At 63.1% G+C, this 13,375-nt stretch carries 20 protein-coding genes; 2 read left to right on the forward strand and 18 right to left on the reverse strand.

Annotation, left to right across the window (positions count from 1 at the left end; all coding sequences use genetic code 11):
* Positions 1 to 61: 61 nt before the first annotated feature.
* Entirely contained in the window at positions 62 to 529 is a 468-nt protein-coding gene (locus tag ACH4K1_RS04985) for a hypothetical protein (RefSeq protein ID WP_398086763.1), read from the reverse strand.
* A 586-nt stretch (positions 530 to 1,115) separates the two neighbouring features.
* Positions 1,116 to 1,538 carry an ATP-binding protein gene (locus ACH4K1_RS04990; RefSeq protein ID WP_398086765.1) on the reverse strand — a complete coding sequence of 141 codons (423 nt, stop codon included), beginning with the start codon at positions 1,536 to 1,538 and terminating at the stop codon, positions 1,116 to 1,118.
* Between the two features lie 198 nt (positions 1,539 to 1,736).
* On the opposite strand from ACH4K1_RS04990, the gene ACH4K1_RS04995 reads away from it, so the two are divergent.
* Together ACH4K1_RS04995 and ACH4K1_RS05000 are read left to right on the forward strand one after the other, a co-directional pair.
* Positions 1,737 to 2,597 carry a helix-turn-helix domain-containing protein gene (locus ACH4K1_RS04995; protein ID WP_398086766.1) on the forward strand — a complete coding sequence of 287 codons (861 nt, stop codon included), beginning with the start codon at positions 1,737 to 1,739 and terminating at the stop codon, positions 2,595 to 2,597.
* Positions 2,594 to 2,791, forward strand: coding sequence for a DUF397 domain-containing protein (locus ACH4K1_RS05000; protein WP_398086768.1), 198 nt, complete (start codon positions 2,594 to 2,596; stop codon positions 2,789 to 2,791). Before ACH4K1_RS04995 ends, ACH4K1_RS05000 begins: the two co-directional genes overlap by 4 nt.
* Before the next feature lie 59 nt (positions 2,792 to 2,850).
* Here the strand turns inward: ACH4K1_RS05000 and ACH4K1_RS05005 are convergent, their stop codons facing one another.
* The 16 genes from ACH4K1_RS05005 to ACH4K1_RS05080 form a co-directional block, all read right to left on the reverse strand.
* Complete coding sequence (locus ACH4K1_RS05005) at positions 2,851 to 3,246, reverse strand: hypothetical protein (RefSeq protein WP_398086770.1); 396 nt, start codon at positions 3,244 to 3,246, stop codon at positions 2,851 to 2,853.
* Between the two features lie 55 nt (positions 3,247 to 3,301).
* Positions 3,302 to 3,667: a hypothetical protein gene (locus ACH4K1_RS05010; protein WP_398086772.1), complete on the reverse strand. Its 366-nt coding sequence runs from the start codon at positions 3,665 to 3,667 to the stop codon at positions 3,302 to 3,304.
* 136 nt (positions 3,668 to 3,803) lie between these two features.
* Entirely contained in the window at positions 3,804 to 5,375 is a 1,572-nt protein-coding gene (locus ACH4K1_RS05015) for a hypothetical protein (protein ID WP_398086774.1), read from the reverse strand.
* Positions 5,376 to 5,471: 96 nt separating this feature from the next.
* The gene (locus tag ACH4K1_RS05020; RefSeq protein WP_398086776.1) at positions 5,472 to 5,741 is read right to left on the reverse strand and encodes a hypothetical protein; all 270 of its coding nucleotides are present in this window, start codon (positions 5,739 to 5,741) and stop codon (positions 5,472 to 5,474) included.
* The gene (locus tag ACH4K1_RS05025) at positions 5,734 to 5,994 is read right to left on the reverse strand and encodes a hypothetical protein (RefSeq protein WP_398086778.1); all 261 of its coding nucleotides are present in this window, start codon (positions 5,992 to 5,994) and stop codon (positions 5,734 to 5,736) included. Before ACH4K1_RS05025 ends, ACH4K1_RS05020 begins: the two co-directional genes overlap by 8 nt.
* A gap of 32 nt (positions 5,995 to 6,026) precedes the next feature.
* Positions 6,027 to 6,197, reverse strand: a complete 171-nt coding sequence (locus ACH4K1_RS05030) for a hypothetical protein (protein WP_398086780.1) — start codon at positions 6,195 to 6,197, stop codon at positions 6,027 to 6,029.
* Positions 6,198 to 6,253: 56 nt separating this feature from the next.
* Positions 6,254 to 6,613, reverse strand: coding sequence for a hypothetical protein (locus ACH4K1_RS05035; RefSeq protein ID WP_398086781.1), 360 nt, complete (start codon positions 6,611 to 6,613; stop codon positions 6,254 to 6,256).
* A 37-nt stretch (positions 6,614 to 6,650) separates the two neighbouring features.
* On the reverse strand, positions 6,651 to 6,953 hold the full coding sequence (locus tag ACH4K1_RS05040) for a KTSC domain-containing protein (protein WP_398086783.1): 303 nt from the start codon (positions 6,951 to 6,953) through the stop codon (positions 6,651 to 6,653).
* A gap of 276 nt (positions 6,954 to 7,229) precedes the next feature.
* Positions 7,230 to 7,412 carry a hypothetical protein gene (locus ACH4K1_RS05045; protein WP_398086785.1) on the reverse strand — a complete coding sequence of 61 codons (183 nt, stop codon included), beginning with the start codon at positions 7,410 to 7,412 and terminating at the stop codon, positions 7,230 to 7,232.
* A 255-nt stretch (positions 7,413 to 7,667) separates the two neighbouring features.
* On the reverse strand, positions 7,668 to 8,309 hold the full coding sequence (locus ACH4K1_RS05050) for a hypothetical protein (RefSeq protein WP_398086787.1): 642 nt from the start codon (positions 8,307 to 8,309) through the stop codon (positions 7,668 to 7,670).
* A gap of 70 nt (positions 8,310 to 8,379) precedes the next feature.
* Positions 8,380 to 8,715 (reverse strand): hypothetical protein, encoded by a 336-nt coding sequence (locus tag ACH4K1_RS05055; RefSeq protein WP_398086788.1) that lies wholly within the window; start codon positions 8,713 to 8,715, stop codon positions 8,380 to 8,382.
* A gap of 1,514 nt (positions 8,716 to 10,229) precedes the next feature.
* Positions 10,230 to 10,571 carry a hypothetical protein gene (locus tag ACH4K1_RS05060; RefSeq protein ID WP_398086790.1) on the reverse strand — a complete coding sequence of 114 codons (342 nt, stop codon included), beginning with the start codon at positions 10,569 to 10,571 and terminating at the stop codon, positions 10,230 to 10,232.
* Positions 10,572 to 10,573: 2 nt separating this feature from the next.
* The gene (locus ACH4K1_RS05065; RefSeq protein ID WP_398086791.1) at positions 10,574 to 11,086 is read right to left on the reverse strand and encodes a hypothetical protein; all 513 of its coding nucleotides are present in this window, start codon (positions 11,084 to 11,086) and stop codon (positions 10,574 to 10,576) included.
* Between the two features lie 986 nt (positions 11,087 to 12,072).
* Positions 12,073 to 12,255, reverse strand: coding sequence for a hypothetical protein (locus ACH4K1_RS05070; protein ID WP_398086793.1), 183 nt, complete (start codon positions 12,253 to 12,255; stop codon positions 12,073 to 12,075).
* A gap of 49 nt (positions 12,256 to 12,304) precedes the next feature.
* Positions 12,305 to 12,718, reverse strand: coding sequence for a hypothetical protein (locus ACH4K1_RS05075; RefSeq protein WP_398086794.1), 414 nt, complete (start codon positions 12,716 to 12,718; stop codon positions 12,305 to 12,307).
* A gap of 75 nt (positions 12,719 to 12,793) precedes the next feature.
* Positions 12,794 to 13,111 carry a hypothetical protein gene (locus ACH4K1_RS05080; protein ID WP_398086796.1) on the reverse strand — a complete coding sequence of 106 codons (318 nt, stop codon included), beginning with the start codon at positions 13,109 to 13,111 and terminating at the stop codon, positions 12,794 to 12,796.
* Positions 13,112 to 13,375: the final 264 nt, after the last annotated feature.

Here is a 13,375-nt window from a genome sequence, read left to right on the forward strand (position 1 = left end):
AGCGCATGAACGCGTAAAGGCCGCTCCCGGTTAGGAGAGCGGCCTTTGAGGTGAGCGATTGTCAGACGACGGTGTAGGAGTTGGACGCGGCGGAGACGGCGGTGCTCTGGAGGCCGACGGCTGTGACGGTGACCGTGATCGATGCTCCTACGGTGAGGCCGGAGAGGGTGGTGGTGGTCAGAAGGCCGTTCACGGTCTTCTTCTGGCCCGAGGACGCCTCTACGAGGTAGCCGCCGCTCGGCCTGCTGGCGGAGGCGGTCCAGGTGATGGTGGCGCTGCCAGCGGTGCCGGACGCGGCGACCGTCGGCTTGCCGGGGGCGGTGGGAGCGGTGTGGGCCTCGGGCTCGTTGCGCTTCTGCGAGGTGTGGGCACCGTAGTACTGCGGGGGTTCCTGCGAGACGTCGGCGCCGTCGGCCGCGTACTGTGCCCGGACTGCCGCCGCCCGGTTGGTGTAGGAACTCAGCGGGGGTGTGCCCGAATTCTGGCTGGAGCCAGAGGCGGGCGGGGTGTATCCAGGCCACTCGGACATAGGAACCTCATTCTGTGATCTACGCGTATTAGGAACAGCGTAATGAGGTTCCCGTCGGCAGAGGTAATGGAAGGCCCCCAGCCGTCGAGGAATTCGCACGCCCGACTGCTGGGGGCTGTCTAGTCAGCGCAGAACAACGCGCCTTTCAGTAGTCGAAACTTGGCAGGAAGCAGAATTCAGCTCACAGACAAGTTGTCTCCCCCTGCGAATCTCCGCGCGGGCCGTGCGTTCCCGAGCATGTGGCCGCGATAGTGGGCGCGGACCCGCATCACGTAGTTGACGCCCGGTCCCGGTAGTCGCAGTAGGACCATGTCGCCTGCCTCCAGCGGGGCAACCAGCTGCTGGAGCTCGTGAGGTCGGTTCAGCCACCACCGCGCCGCCGCTGCCGATTCGGGGTCGGAGTTGAGGTCGTGCTGCTCCAGGTGGTCTGTCAGCCAGCGCAGGGCCTCGGCGGGGCTCGTGGCTTCGTGCTGGGCGAGACACCAAACGTGGGCCGCGCCCTGCTGGCTGGCCTGTGACGTACATGCGTACGAGAGGTACAGGGGGACCGCGTCCTTGACCCACCAGCGAACGCGAGCCGGTGAGTTCACCACTGCCCCAGGCCCGAGCGCACGGTCAGGCCGGGAACAGGAACCGAACACACGATCCTCTTGCCGTGGTTGGTGATCTCGACCATCCAGTGCGGGTCCAGTTGGGAGACGAGGAACATGCCCCTGCCGTCCAGGTTCTCCAGGCTGGGGGTCCGAACCGAGGGGGTGTCCCAGGAGCTGTCGCTGACACTGATCCGACAGGAGGCACCGCGTACGATGATGCGCACTAGGGACTCCTTGTCGTGCACGTGCTTGTACACGTTGCTCAGGAGCTCCGTCACGATCAGCAGAACGTCGTCCGTGATCTTTTCCAAGCCCTGGCTGCCGAGGTAGCGGGCCACTTCGAGCCTCACCTCGCGTAACGCCTGCGGTGCTGTCCTGACCGTCCGTGCGTAGTCCTGGGCCGTGACTGGGGACATGGCCTCTCCAGATGCCGGGGGGGGGTGCCGAGCAACCCACGCTGCGTCGGTTGCTCGCGTCGTACCCTCATGTTGCTCGCTAGAAATGTTTCTCGCAAGCAACTGGCACCCAACGGCACGATCAGAGCAGGAAGTTGGCATATGACTCGCCGTTCCGCAGCGCCCACCGTGTACTCTGCCGCGAGAGGAGGTAGATCGTTGACAGAAGCTGGGCCCACAGTCCATCGCCGTCTCCTGGGACAGGCGTTGCGGGGCCTTCGTGAGAGTGCTGGTCTGAGCCAGGCGTCGGCCGCCGCGCAGCTCGGCATCCAGACGTCAGCGCTCAGTAAGATCGAGAACGGCAAGCAGCGCGTCTTCCCCATCCAGCTGCCCAGCTATTTCAGGGTGTATCGCTGCGAGGACACGCCGGAAGCCGAGCAGATTCGCCAGCTTGCTTCCCTTGCCGCGTCGGGGAAGCGCAGCAATCTGCTTACCCTCTACAGCAACGTTGTTCAGAGTCAATTTGCCCCGTACCTGGCCATGGAAGAGCTTGCTGATAAGCACGATGGCTATAGCTGGGTCGTTCCTGGGTTGCTGCAAACTGAGGATTACGCTCGCGCTCTTGTTAAGCGGAGTCACCAGTGGCGTTCGCCCAAGAAGATTAAAGACTTCGTTGACCTGCGTATGGCGCGGCAGAAAATTCTACACCGGGATAATCCACCCCAGATTTGGACGGTGCTCGACGAGGCGGCGCTGCGTCGCGTTGTTGGTCGCCCGCACGTCATGCGCAAGCAGTTGGAGCGGCTCTTGGAAGCATCTGAGAGCACGCCCCACCTTCATATACAGGTGCTACCGTTCAACTTCGGAGCACACAGTGGTATCGATGGTCCGTTTCAAATTTTGTATTTTCCGGCAGGCCCACCAGTGGTTGTGGTGGAGTCCATGACTTCAGCGCTTTACCTCGAAGAGGTGTCTGATGTCAGCAGGTACGAAACGGCTATCAACTACCTCCGCACCGAGAGTCTCGGTGCGGATGCTTCCCGCCAGTTCATCCACAACGTTCTCAAGGAACTGACATGACGCAGGACATTATGAATGGTCTCAAGTGGGCCAAGAGCAGCTACTCCAGCGGGGGCGCGAACTGTGTTGAGCGCGCCGTAATGGAATCGGGTGCGCTCGCGGTTCGTGACTCCAAGGACATCTCGCTGGGTGCTTTTGTTGTAGGACCGGATGCCTGGCAGGCGTTTATCGGCATGGCTAAGACAGCTGCCTGATCTGCATACGACGAGGCCCCTCACTCCACTGGCGAGTGAGGGGCCTCGTCGTATGCAGATCAGTCGCGGATAACCGTGGGGGCCACACGCTGGTAGTGCCCGCCGTCGCGCTGGACGGTCTCGTACTTGACCTCGGCGGCCGGTGAGACTCCGTGGCCGAACTCGCCAAGGAACGTGGGGCTCTCGGTCCAGGCGGCGGAGCCGGGGTGAGATCGTTCGCTCATGGTCTCGGCTGCGGACTTGATGTAGACGGATCGGTTGGTGTCATGGGGGCCGGTGTCGTATCCCTGGCCTGCGCCGGTCAGGAACCCGCTGGGGACGTTGGGGTCGGTGACCAGGCCCTCCTGGAAGCGGAGAGGACCGCGCCGTCCGGGGGTGGGTGTGGCTCGCCCGGTTTCGTAGTTGACGCCCGCCTGCTCCGGGAAACCCGGGGTGGGGGCCAGATTTCCAGCCATGTGATTCTCCTTCGACGTCGTATGTATCAGCGTAGGCATTCTCTGGATTGGGCTGTTAGTACGTGGTCGGTGAGTGCCATCCGTATGTCGGCGGCATGGAGTCGATGGGGATGATGAAGGAATCATCGACCTTGAGGGAATGCAGCAGAACTGGGCCGGTCTCTGCTCTGGATGCTGGCACATTGATGGCGAATTGCCAGCCGCCGGGGATGCCCTCCCGGATTGTATAGGTGAAGGGCTTTTCCAGGGCTTCGGAGTCGGAGGAAGGCAGTGTGATGTCGAGTCGACCGTGGAGAAATTTGTAGGCTCGCACGCGGGGCATGATGGTGGTCCCGGTGGCTTCGTCGCGGTAGGTGGCGTTGGGTCGGACCAGGAGACGGCCGCTCTGTGGCGCTCCCTCGTCGTCCAGGTAGGTGGCCACGACGTTGACGAGTGGGATAGATGGAGGGAAGAGCGGGTCCGTGCCGCCTCCGCCGGGGGGGATGTAGGTGTGGTTCTGGGAGGTCCAACCGGGGCGCCACCAGGCGTCGTTGGGGTTATAGCCTTCCATGGCGCTCCTAATTGGAGTAGAACATGTTTTCAGATGCTTCGACTTCGGCAACGGCGAATTGCTCCGAGATGCTCACGCATATCGCGAGGCTGTCCACGAAGTCATCGTGGGCGCCGGTTTCGTCGGGGGCCTCCACGATGACGTTTGGGCCCTCGTACCGGATTTCTGCGTCTTCCATCTGCTGCCGGAACTTTCGCCATACCCGCAGTGCACGAGTTTTTGCGTGGGCTGGCCAGCCGATTTTTCCGTCACGCATGAGGTCCATGAGGTAGCGCCAGCGTTTCGACTGTGCGCCTCGGTCAGCGGGTACTCCGACGATTTCCACCCCGGGCATGAGTACCTTGAGGCGAGATATGACTGTGTCGCCTACACCGCCCTGGTCGACACCGATGGCGAACACATGGAAGTTGGAGAGGTATTCGACGATACGAAAGTACTGCTCTTCCCATTCGACGCCGGTCAGGTCGAGCCAGCTGATGACACGGTGCTCGAAGCGGCCGAATTGATCGGGATAGTCCCAGCCGACCCAGCAGACGGTAACGATGGTGGAGTCGATCTTTCGGGCTGGGTCGATACCTACGATGACGGGCGACTTCATCCAGGCATGCTGGATCTGCATGGACTTGTCCCCCAGGCCATCGAGCTTTTCGGCGGTGGTGAACATTCCTCGGTCGAGAAGCCAGATCAACCGGTAGCTCAACTTGAATTCGTCGGACTCCTGGCCGATACGCAGGATCTCCTTGGAGACGAACTTTTTGTAGTTCGAGTTGTACTTGGAGACCGTTTTCCAGTCGGCTTCGTAGTGGTCCTGCCGTGCGCCGCGTTTCGTTCCCGCCCGCTTGTTGATCTGGATGGTTTTGTAGAAGACGCCCTTGGTGTAGGTCGGCGTTCCGGTGAAAACCATGGTCGCGTTGGTGCTGGCACCCATGGGGGCGACGGACTTGTTGATGACCTTTTCGTCTGCACCCTGGCATTCGTCTACCAGGATCAGGTGATACGTGCGGCCCTCGATCTTGGCGCGCGGGTGGCATGTCGTCTTCCTGACGAGGCTTCCGCAGTGCTTGAGCTTGAGTTCCTTGCCCCGGCCGACGACCTCTTCCCCGATTTCGGGATCGGACATGAACTCCAGGGCGGCGTCGGAGGTAAGACGGGAGACGATACGGCCATAGAGGTTGTCCGCCTGTTCGTCCACCGGGGCGAACGCGCCGACCCAGACGCCTTCCGCGAATTTCCCCAGAAGGTCGGGAAACATGACGGCAAGTCGCGGCAGCAGAATCATGCACGCGGCGGTGACATTGGCTACGAGTTCCGACTTGCCTGCCTGGCGGCTGATAAGTGCGGTGATGGTCGCGCCGTCCCCGATGATGAGGGACTGGATGATGCGCCGGGCGATAGGTGTCTGATAGGGCCGCAGGGGATGGCCGGAGATCTCATCGACAAGGATCAGGATCTTGTCGGTGATGTCGTCCACGAACTCTTGAGAGAGCTCGTCCAGGACGACTTCGGTGTCAATCCTCGCCTGACGTTCCTCGGCGGTTTCGTCAGATTCGACGCTGTCCGAGAGCAGCTCTTCGTCCACGATCTCCTGCATATTGCCCCAATCGGTACATGTCGCACCTTTGAGGCTAAAAAGAAAAGCCCTCGGAGTGTTAGTCCGAGGGCTTTTCCGAGGTGGTCAGCGGGACTTCTGCCACCGTTCGGTCTGCTGCTTGACGAGATGTCCGCCGTACGCCTGGCTCTTGCCGAGAGCCCGTCCCACGGCGGAGGCGCTGATGCCGAGGCCCTCGTGCAAGGCGACGGCCCAGGGGCCCAGCGTGCTGTCCTTGACGTGCAGCGGCGGATAAAGGTGGCAGGGCTTGTCGGCGCAGTACACCGTGGCCATCCGGCTCGTCACCGCCGTGAGGAACAGGAGCGTGCCGCAGACGGCGCAGCAGTGCTCACGCATCCTCCGCCCGCCCTTCGCCGTGGGCCTGCTCCAGGTGGCGCTCCAGGCCCTTGATGAGGGCCCGGATGAGTCGGGGGTCGTCCGGCATGAACACACCCGCGCGGTACGCCCCGGCGCGGGTGTTGAACTGGCTGATGTCCAGGGTGTCCGGCAGGCCCGCTACCTGCCTCTGCCGCAGGTGCACTTCCAGCTCGCCACCACTCTTGTACCGGCCTACGATCCGGTCGCGTACGGGTACGCCTTCGTCATCCATGGGTTCAGTGTTTGCTGGCAACCGCTGTACTGTCAAACCTGGCGACGGCGGTGCAGTTCGTCGCTCAGCGCGACCAGCGTAGCTACACCCCGGTCGAACTCGGCCAGGTCTGCGGCGTCGCCCGCGCGGAGGTACTCGCTGAAGGCCCTGCTCATCTCCGACCCGGCGACGTCGAGCCAGAGGAGCATCTGGTCGGTTGGCATCTTCCGGACGCGGCGGCGCAGGGGGGATACGAGATGCAGAAATCGCGGTGGGAGCCTCATTCGTCGAGCCCCAGCATCTGGAGCAGCTTCCACTCCTCATCGGGGTCTGCTGCCTGCTGGGCGACGTTCTCCCGCGCCTGCCGCTCGAACCGCTCTTCCAGATTGCCGTCGGCGTCATAGAGATCGATCTCATGCGCCGTGAATACGCGATCGAACATCTGCTCAGGCGTGAGTCCGGTGTCGTGCCACCGTCCGAAAAAGAAGACGACGCGCAGCGGCCAGAGGCGCACAAAGAAGGCGTGCGAGGTGCGGCATTCGTCATCGATCTCGTTGAGCTCGTACCGGTGAATGAGCGGAGTTCTCGGCTTCACCCATGAAAGGCCGACATAGCGGCCCAGGAAATCTATGGTCCTCATGTCCGCATCCTAGGAGCCCGGGGCCGGGCTGTTGTAATCAGCGAATACGGGCGTAGCGGTAGTTGTTCAATGTCCGGTTGATGGTGCGGCCTGTCGACAGGTTGCGCTTGACCATGCGCCACACCCGATAGGGCACGTCGTAGTACTCATAGATCGGCCCATTGAGAGAAGTCGCGCTTTCTCCCTCGGAGAAGAGAATACGAACCGTGCGTGATCGGCCGTCGTATCCGGCGGCCTGGGTCCGGCGACGACGGCCGATCTCCGGGCCGATGGTGTTCGTCGGCCGGAAGGGCAGGAGCTGTGCGCTGTCCGTTCCGCCCGAGGCCAGAAACCGCTCCATCGCCCGTTGGGTGCGGGGCCAGGACGCCTGCTTGGACTGAGCGATGGCGCGGGCCTGAGCTTGCCCGTGGAGCCGGTTCGGCCCATAGCCGCCCTTCCCGTCGCCTGAGCCGGTATCACGGGGCCCAGTGGGCGTCTGGAGCGTCGTCTGCCGCATGACGTGGACGTCGCGCGCGGACCCAGGCGCGCGAACGCCCCGGACCTTCGGCGTGGGGCGCACCTCAGACATACGGGACGCCAGCGTGGGACGGGGACGTTTGCGCGGCTTAGCCATGGTCTACCTGCTCTGCACTGTCCAGCCGGGCTCGTCCTCCGGCGTACGTTCGGCTGGCGCCCGGACGGCGCTGTGCACCAGGACGCCATCCTTGTAGACCTCCCCGTCCACATGCATGGGGAGGATGCCGGAGTAGGTGTCCGGTCGGCTGCGGAATTCCTCAGGGGCGGGAGGCGGGGTGCTCATCGCTGCCTCAGGTGGTCTACCGGCGCGAGGCAGTCACCGCAGAGCGAGATGGGCTGATGCATGACGGCCCCGGTCGTATGTACGGCTTCCCTGTCCGGGTGGTTGTCGCACATCAGTGGCGCGCGTTCCTCCAGTAGCGGTTCACGCTGACCACCCGGCTTCTTCGCGACAGACATATAGCCTCCAGAAACAAAAATGCGCCCTACCGTAACGATCAGAATCAATCGTACGGCGAGGCGCATTTAGGCCGGTAGCCTACCCGGCTGCCCGGAGAATCCGAGTGATGTCCGGTTCGAAGTACCCCGGGCCCTTGAGTACCTTCCCGTCCTCGCGGAGGATCGCTTGGGAAGTGGCAGGGTCCAACTTCGACATGTTGCTGGCATGCACCGCGTCGAACACCAAGGCCAGCGGAATGGACCAGGCTGTCGCGAAGGTGTGCACTGCGTCCCCAAGCTGCTGGATATCAGGCGCGAGTTCTTCATGCATGATCTCCAGCAGCTCGGGCTCGTACTTCCGATCCATGCCCCGGAAGTAGTCGTCAAGCGAGATTTGCAGAAAGTCGCTCGCCCACTCCACCATCATTCCCGCATGGAACCGATTGCGGGTTGTTGAGGTGGAGCGGGGATCGACGAACGGAAGGTCGAGAAGATGCGCGGTACCGGTAGTGACGTACAGGAGGTCAGCGCATTCCTTGGCCAGGTGCGCCTGATTCTGCTCCGTCGGATTGTGCTGCACATCTGATATTGCTTCGATGAGCTCTCGCGTTTCCTCCGCGATCAAGGTGGCTCGGAGAGGAATCAGCGCCAAGCGTTCGATGGGAGCCAGCTGACCGTATGGCTTGACGTCGAATGCCTGATGGAACTGCGCGAGGGTGGAGCGGTAATGCTGGCGGGTCATAGAGCTCCTCGGAGATAGCGCTGGATGCGCCACACTCTAGAACCCTGCGACTTAGATGACAACTAAGTCGCTACCCGTGCTTCTCGACCCACTCGCGAGCCTCGGGTCCGTCGCGCAGCTCAACGGCATACTCCAGCTCCTCCTGCGTCAGCGGCCCCTGCTTCCGAGTGAGGGCTCCGTTCTCGATCAGCACCTTGCGCAGGTCGCCGTGTGAGACAAGCTCCTTGTTCGGCAGTTCCAGCAGGGCGGACTGCAACTGGCCGACGCCGACGCGGGCCGCCATCCAGTGCAGCATCTCCTCCTCCAGATCGGTGCGGCATTCTGCACAGAGCGCCAGGTAGTGGCCGCTGCGGGAGTTGAGGGAGAGGTGGGTGAGCTCGCCCGGGGGGACTGGCTTCCCGCACACGATGAGCTGATCCTTCTGGGGGTCCTGCCAGTTGTTCTTGCACTGGTACTCGCCAACGGCTGCGAGCCCTGGTCGAGACTTCGGCCTTCCGAATGGACGCATGATGCATCTCCTTGGGTGGGGGCCCCCAAGATAGCGAGACGCCACATAGTTAGCAACTATGTGGCGTGGAAGTTGGCAACCCTGCTAGGGCACCAGGTCCAGATCCGGGCGGGTCAGATGAGCGGCGGTGATGCAGCGCTCCTGCCACCTCATGCCGGGCAGGACCCTGGCCTTACGGTGCTTCCCCTTCCCCGCCTGCGGCTTCACCAAGGTCTGCGCAGCCGAGAAGGCTGGCGCGACTGGTTCGGGCGCCCAACCGGGCAGGGGGTACCGTGCCGCAGGGAGAGAGGCGACTGAGAAGGAGGCGTTGCGTTCCCGTGCAGGGTCCGTCTCCTCGGCGTCATCGAGGTTCGTCGGGGGGATCAGTGGTTCGGAGATGCTTGCGGCAGGACGCGAGGGCCCGCCCGCCCCGACACCGAAGAACAGAGCGGGAAGGGTAAGGACCCCGGCCAGCAGCAGCCGAAGTGCATGCGTCTTCACCTTGCCGGGTTCCTTCGGGGCCGCGTGACGGCGGCGGCGCACCGGCTGCTCCGGCCTTGAGGGCGGAACCCCTTGCGTCTCCGGCGGTACTGGCGCACACAGCTGCCGAGGGCGCTCCCGACATACCCCCGCGTCTACGCCTACCGCAGTCTCGTACCGCTCACTGGAGGCGTAGTACTTCTCCCCCGAGAGGGGGTCCTCCACCTCGATCAGCTCGCCAGCCGCCACCGCCACCGCGATCGTCCTGTCGGCCAGTCGCCGTTCCCAACTAGACATGGAGCCCCCGTCCCACTCACACGACCCCTGACGATCGCGTCTTCGAACACCTGTACCCATCCGGCGAGATCAACGTACTACAGCGCTGTCCGACCGGACCAGGCGCGAGGAGCGCTGACTATGCCAAGGTCAGAGGCAGAACGGAACAGTTCCTTCACAAGTTCCCCACGCACCCTGGCGGATTTCCTGCATATTCCGACCGCAGATCCCAGCTGTCAAGCGATCAACCAACTCAAGCGGACTGCCGCATTCCACGACAGGCTTACCCGGCCCAGGTCATCGAGTTCGAAGCGAATGGTTGCCCCGCTCACGATGTGACGAGTATCACAGTACCTCATGACGTAGCGTCACGGCCTGGCCAAAACCTACAGAAAGATCGCGCTAGCGCACGACACCGACTAGACGGTCTACGTCGTCCCACTCGACCGAAAAACCCCTGCTTCGCGCGGCCACAAAGACGTCCAACAGCACGTCAGAGGACATATAGCACCCCACCGGCCCCAGCAGAACCAGAGAAGATCCACGTGCCCGCCCCAGCAAAAACTTCACCCCCAAGGGGTACGCAACGAACTTTTGTTCCATGTCCGCACGCTGGCACCGCCGCACATACTCCTGAGCCGCCCGAAACGACCAGCCCATGACCATGCTCGGCGCGCTCACGCCGCCTCCTCCGCGCCGTCTGCCCATACCTGGGACATCAACTCCGAGAACTGACGGTCCTCGTCACCCGCGCCCCCCGGCAGGGCCAGCACCACACCCTCGGCAGCGTCCCGCGCCTCATCGACCAGGTACGTGCTCACCACCGTCCACTCCCCCAAGTCCTGCCACCGCGCATAGGACTGACGGACGGCCAGGACGATGTACTCCCCCTGCCCGAGCTCCAGAAGGTCCCCCCGGCTCAGCAGCGGCGCGCTCGTTCGAATGCCGCCCGCAGGGCTGATCTCCAGCGTCCGGCCGTCAGCCTGGAGCAACTCCACCTTCAGCGTGTGCTGACTCATCGTCAGGCACCTCCCACACGCCGCGCGAGGTCCCCCGGAGTGACATCACCCGGAATACGCCCGTCAACGAAGAGGTGGAACCCAGCGTCCTGAAAGCACTGATCCACATACTGCGAGCAGATCATGGCGTCTGTGTCGGCAACGAGTTCACGCAGCCAGGCCGGTCGAATTCCCAGCCGAGCAGTAGCCAGCGACAGATAGGTGGCTACCGAGTAGGGAGTACCGAGGTAGTGGTACGCGGCATCAACAACGCCGTCCCGCTCCTTGGACGTGAGCGTGATCCCCGGGCTCGACCAGAGAATGGTGTCGTCCCCCTCGTACTGCGCCAGCGATGCGAGACGGGCGCCCCCGGGGGCCGCCTCAATGATCTCCCCGCCGCCGACGTAGATGAAGGCGTGCTGCCAGTTATGCAGCCCATCGCCGTTGAGCCATTGCCCGAACTGAACGAGGCGTCCCGTGAAACCGTCTATCTGCGTCAGCCCGAAGTCACCCGGCTGCGGAATGAAGGAAGTCATACTTCCCACCCAATACGCACCGGCCCGAGAAGTGTTAGTTTCCGTGATCATGAAAGCAGCCCCAGGCTTTTCGCCTGGGGCTGCTCTACTGACCTAGGAATCACACACACACTGGCTACTCGGCTGCGTCGATCGCCCGCATCCCTGAACAGTGAACGTTCCGGCAGCGCCAGGCACGCTCACTGAACAAACTGCGCTGCCCCTTCTCCATAGCGCTCGAACCGCAGACGGGACAAGCGAACCCTGGACGCACCTCCGAGCGAGGGTAGAAGACCTGAAGGTCTTCGTTGCGCTCACAGAGCTCCTGATGCGGATACTGCTTTCCTTTTTTCTGGCCATTCACGCACGGAGTGCAGCAGTAGTCGGCGGCGCCACTCGGCAAGGCGAAGGTGTACCGACCACAGTCACACTTCACCGCAGGGTATCCCCGACCGTTCAAACTCTCCGAAGCGTCGCTGCTCTTCTGGTGCCCCATGTCCGACATGCTCCCTCTTCGGTCTGAACGAAAGAAAACCCCGTCCGTCGGTCTCCGGGGGTTGAGTCCAACGGACGGGGCGCTCTATCGAACGCTCACCAGCTGCGCCTCCCCGCCGGTGGTTGTGGGCCAGCTGGTGAGCGTCCATCTACGTCATCTGTCAGCACAGGGAGGTCCACAGATGACGCGGGCGGCCTTGGCCCCGGGGCAGGCGGTCAGTACCTGCCCCGCCTCCGCCCACTACCGGGTCGCCGGAAGCGGTCTCCGGGACCAAGGCTGCCATCCGGTCAGAGAAGCCGCCTTCCGCAACTAGCACCGCCCTGACCGGACTTCACCATGAAAACAGCCCAACCACCCACTGCGCAACCTTTCTTGCGAGAAACCATGCGATTCTCCCAAGTTACCTCCTGGCGGAGACCGAACCACTACACTGCCCCGCCCCCGCCGGAAGCCCCAGACACGCAGAAGCCCCCACCCGGAACGAAGTCTCCGGGTGGGGGCTTCTGACCTACTACGAGCCGTAGTTCTCCTCCACGTACTCCTTGGCTGCCGACGTCGCATTGTCGAGACGCTCGTTGGCCTTAGCCTCCGCAGCCGTATCTCCGCTCAGCCGAGCAGCCTCTGCCGCGTTCGCAGCGTCGTACGCCTGGCGACTCGCCTCCGCGAAACCATTACCACTCTTGATTCTTGCCATACGAACACCCTAGCCGCCCGCGCACTTCACCACCGAGGAACCTGAGAACTCACCGGGAAGAACTTACGCCTACAAGCCTCAGCGAACCTGTGGCCAGAACCTCATGGTTAGTGAACACCCTGCCCAGGTGCACCTGACGCGAAAGCTCGGCAGTCCACTCAGCGTCGGGCAGATCCCGATACCGAGCAGAATGAACAACGCGGCAACGCAGCGCCTGCATGAGCAGCCACTCAGCAACCTCTCGCTCCGGAGCACGACGCCCCCACAGTCGCTCAATCACTTTCCACACCTGCCCCTCTGGCTGTTCCTCCTCCTCCTCCTCCACCAGGAGCAACGCAACAATGCCTACATCGCCAATACCCCGCGAATCACTGGACCAGCTTGTGTAGGCAAGCGAGACATCGCCCAGGGGAAAGACCGTTACCCTGGACTTCCCCTTGTCGGGCATATTCATTTTCTGCATGTGACTACCTCCCTGCACAGAACGGCCGAACGGGCTGCGGGGTCACCCCGCAGCCCGTCCAGGACTCACCTCAGATCAGCAGCCGCCGTCGCCGCAGCAGGCCGGAGGGTTGCACTCCGCCGGAGTACGCCACATCCGCTCGTCCACGTAGAACCCCTGCGCCCGAATGGCCTCTGTCACGTCGACCATCATCCCGGCGTCGACCTTCCGGCTACGAGGGTCGTGGTGGATGACGTACCCGAACCGCGCGGTGCACCACTCCGCGTAGTCCTTCGTGTGGAGCAGGAAGGCGTGCCAGGCCGGGTCCACCACCTTGCTCGGAGACAGCGCGGCACGTGTGCGCCCCATCGTCTCCACGAAGGCGAGGCCCTGGTCCATCACGCGCTCAGCCACACTGCGCTCCAGGCCGTTCTCCTCCGCAAGGAAGTCGACAAGCCGGGCGAAGAGCGCAGGAGGGACGACAGTTCGCCCCTGAACCATTTCCAATGCGACCGCAGTCATGCGATGCTCCTCTTGTGTGCACGGCGTGGGGGATGTCCTCATGCCGTCGTACGCATCGGGCCCTCGGGCCCACAGGCGCCCCGATCGGTCACCGCCCAGGTATCCCGGTCGGGGCGTTCCCATGACAGCAGCCCACATGCGACTGCGCAACGTTTC

Source organism: Streptomyces sp. NPDC017448, assembly GCF_044330565.1.
Lineage (GTDB): Bacteria > Actinomycetota > Actinomycetes > Streptomycetales > Streptomycetaceae > Streptomyces.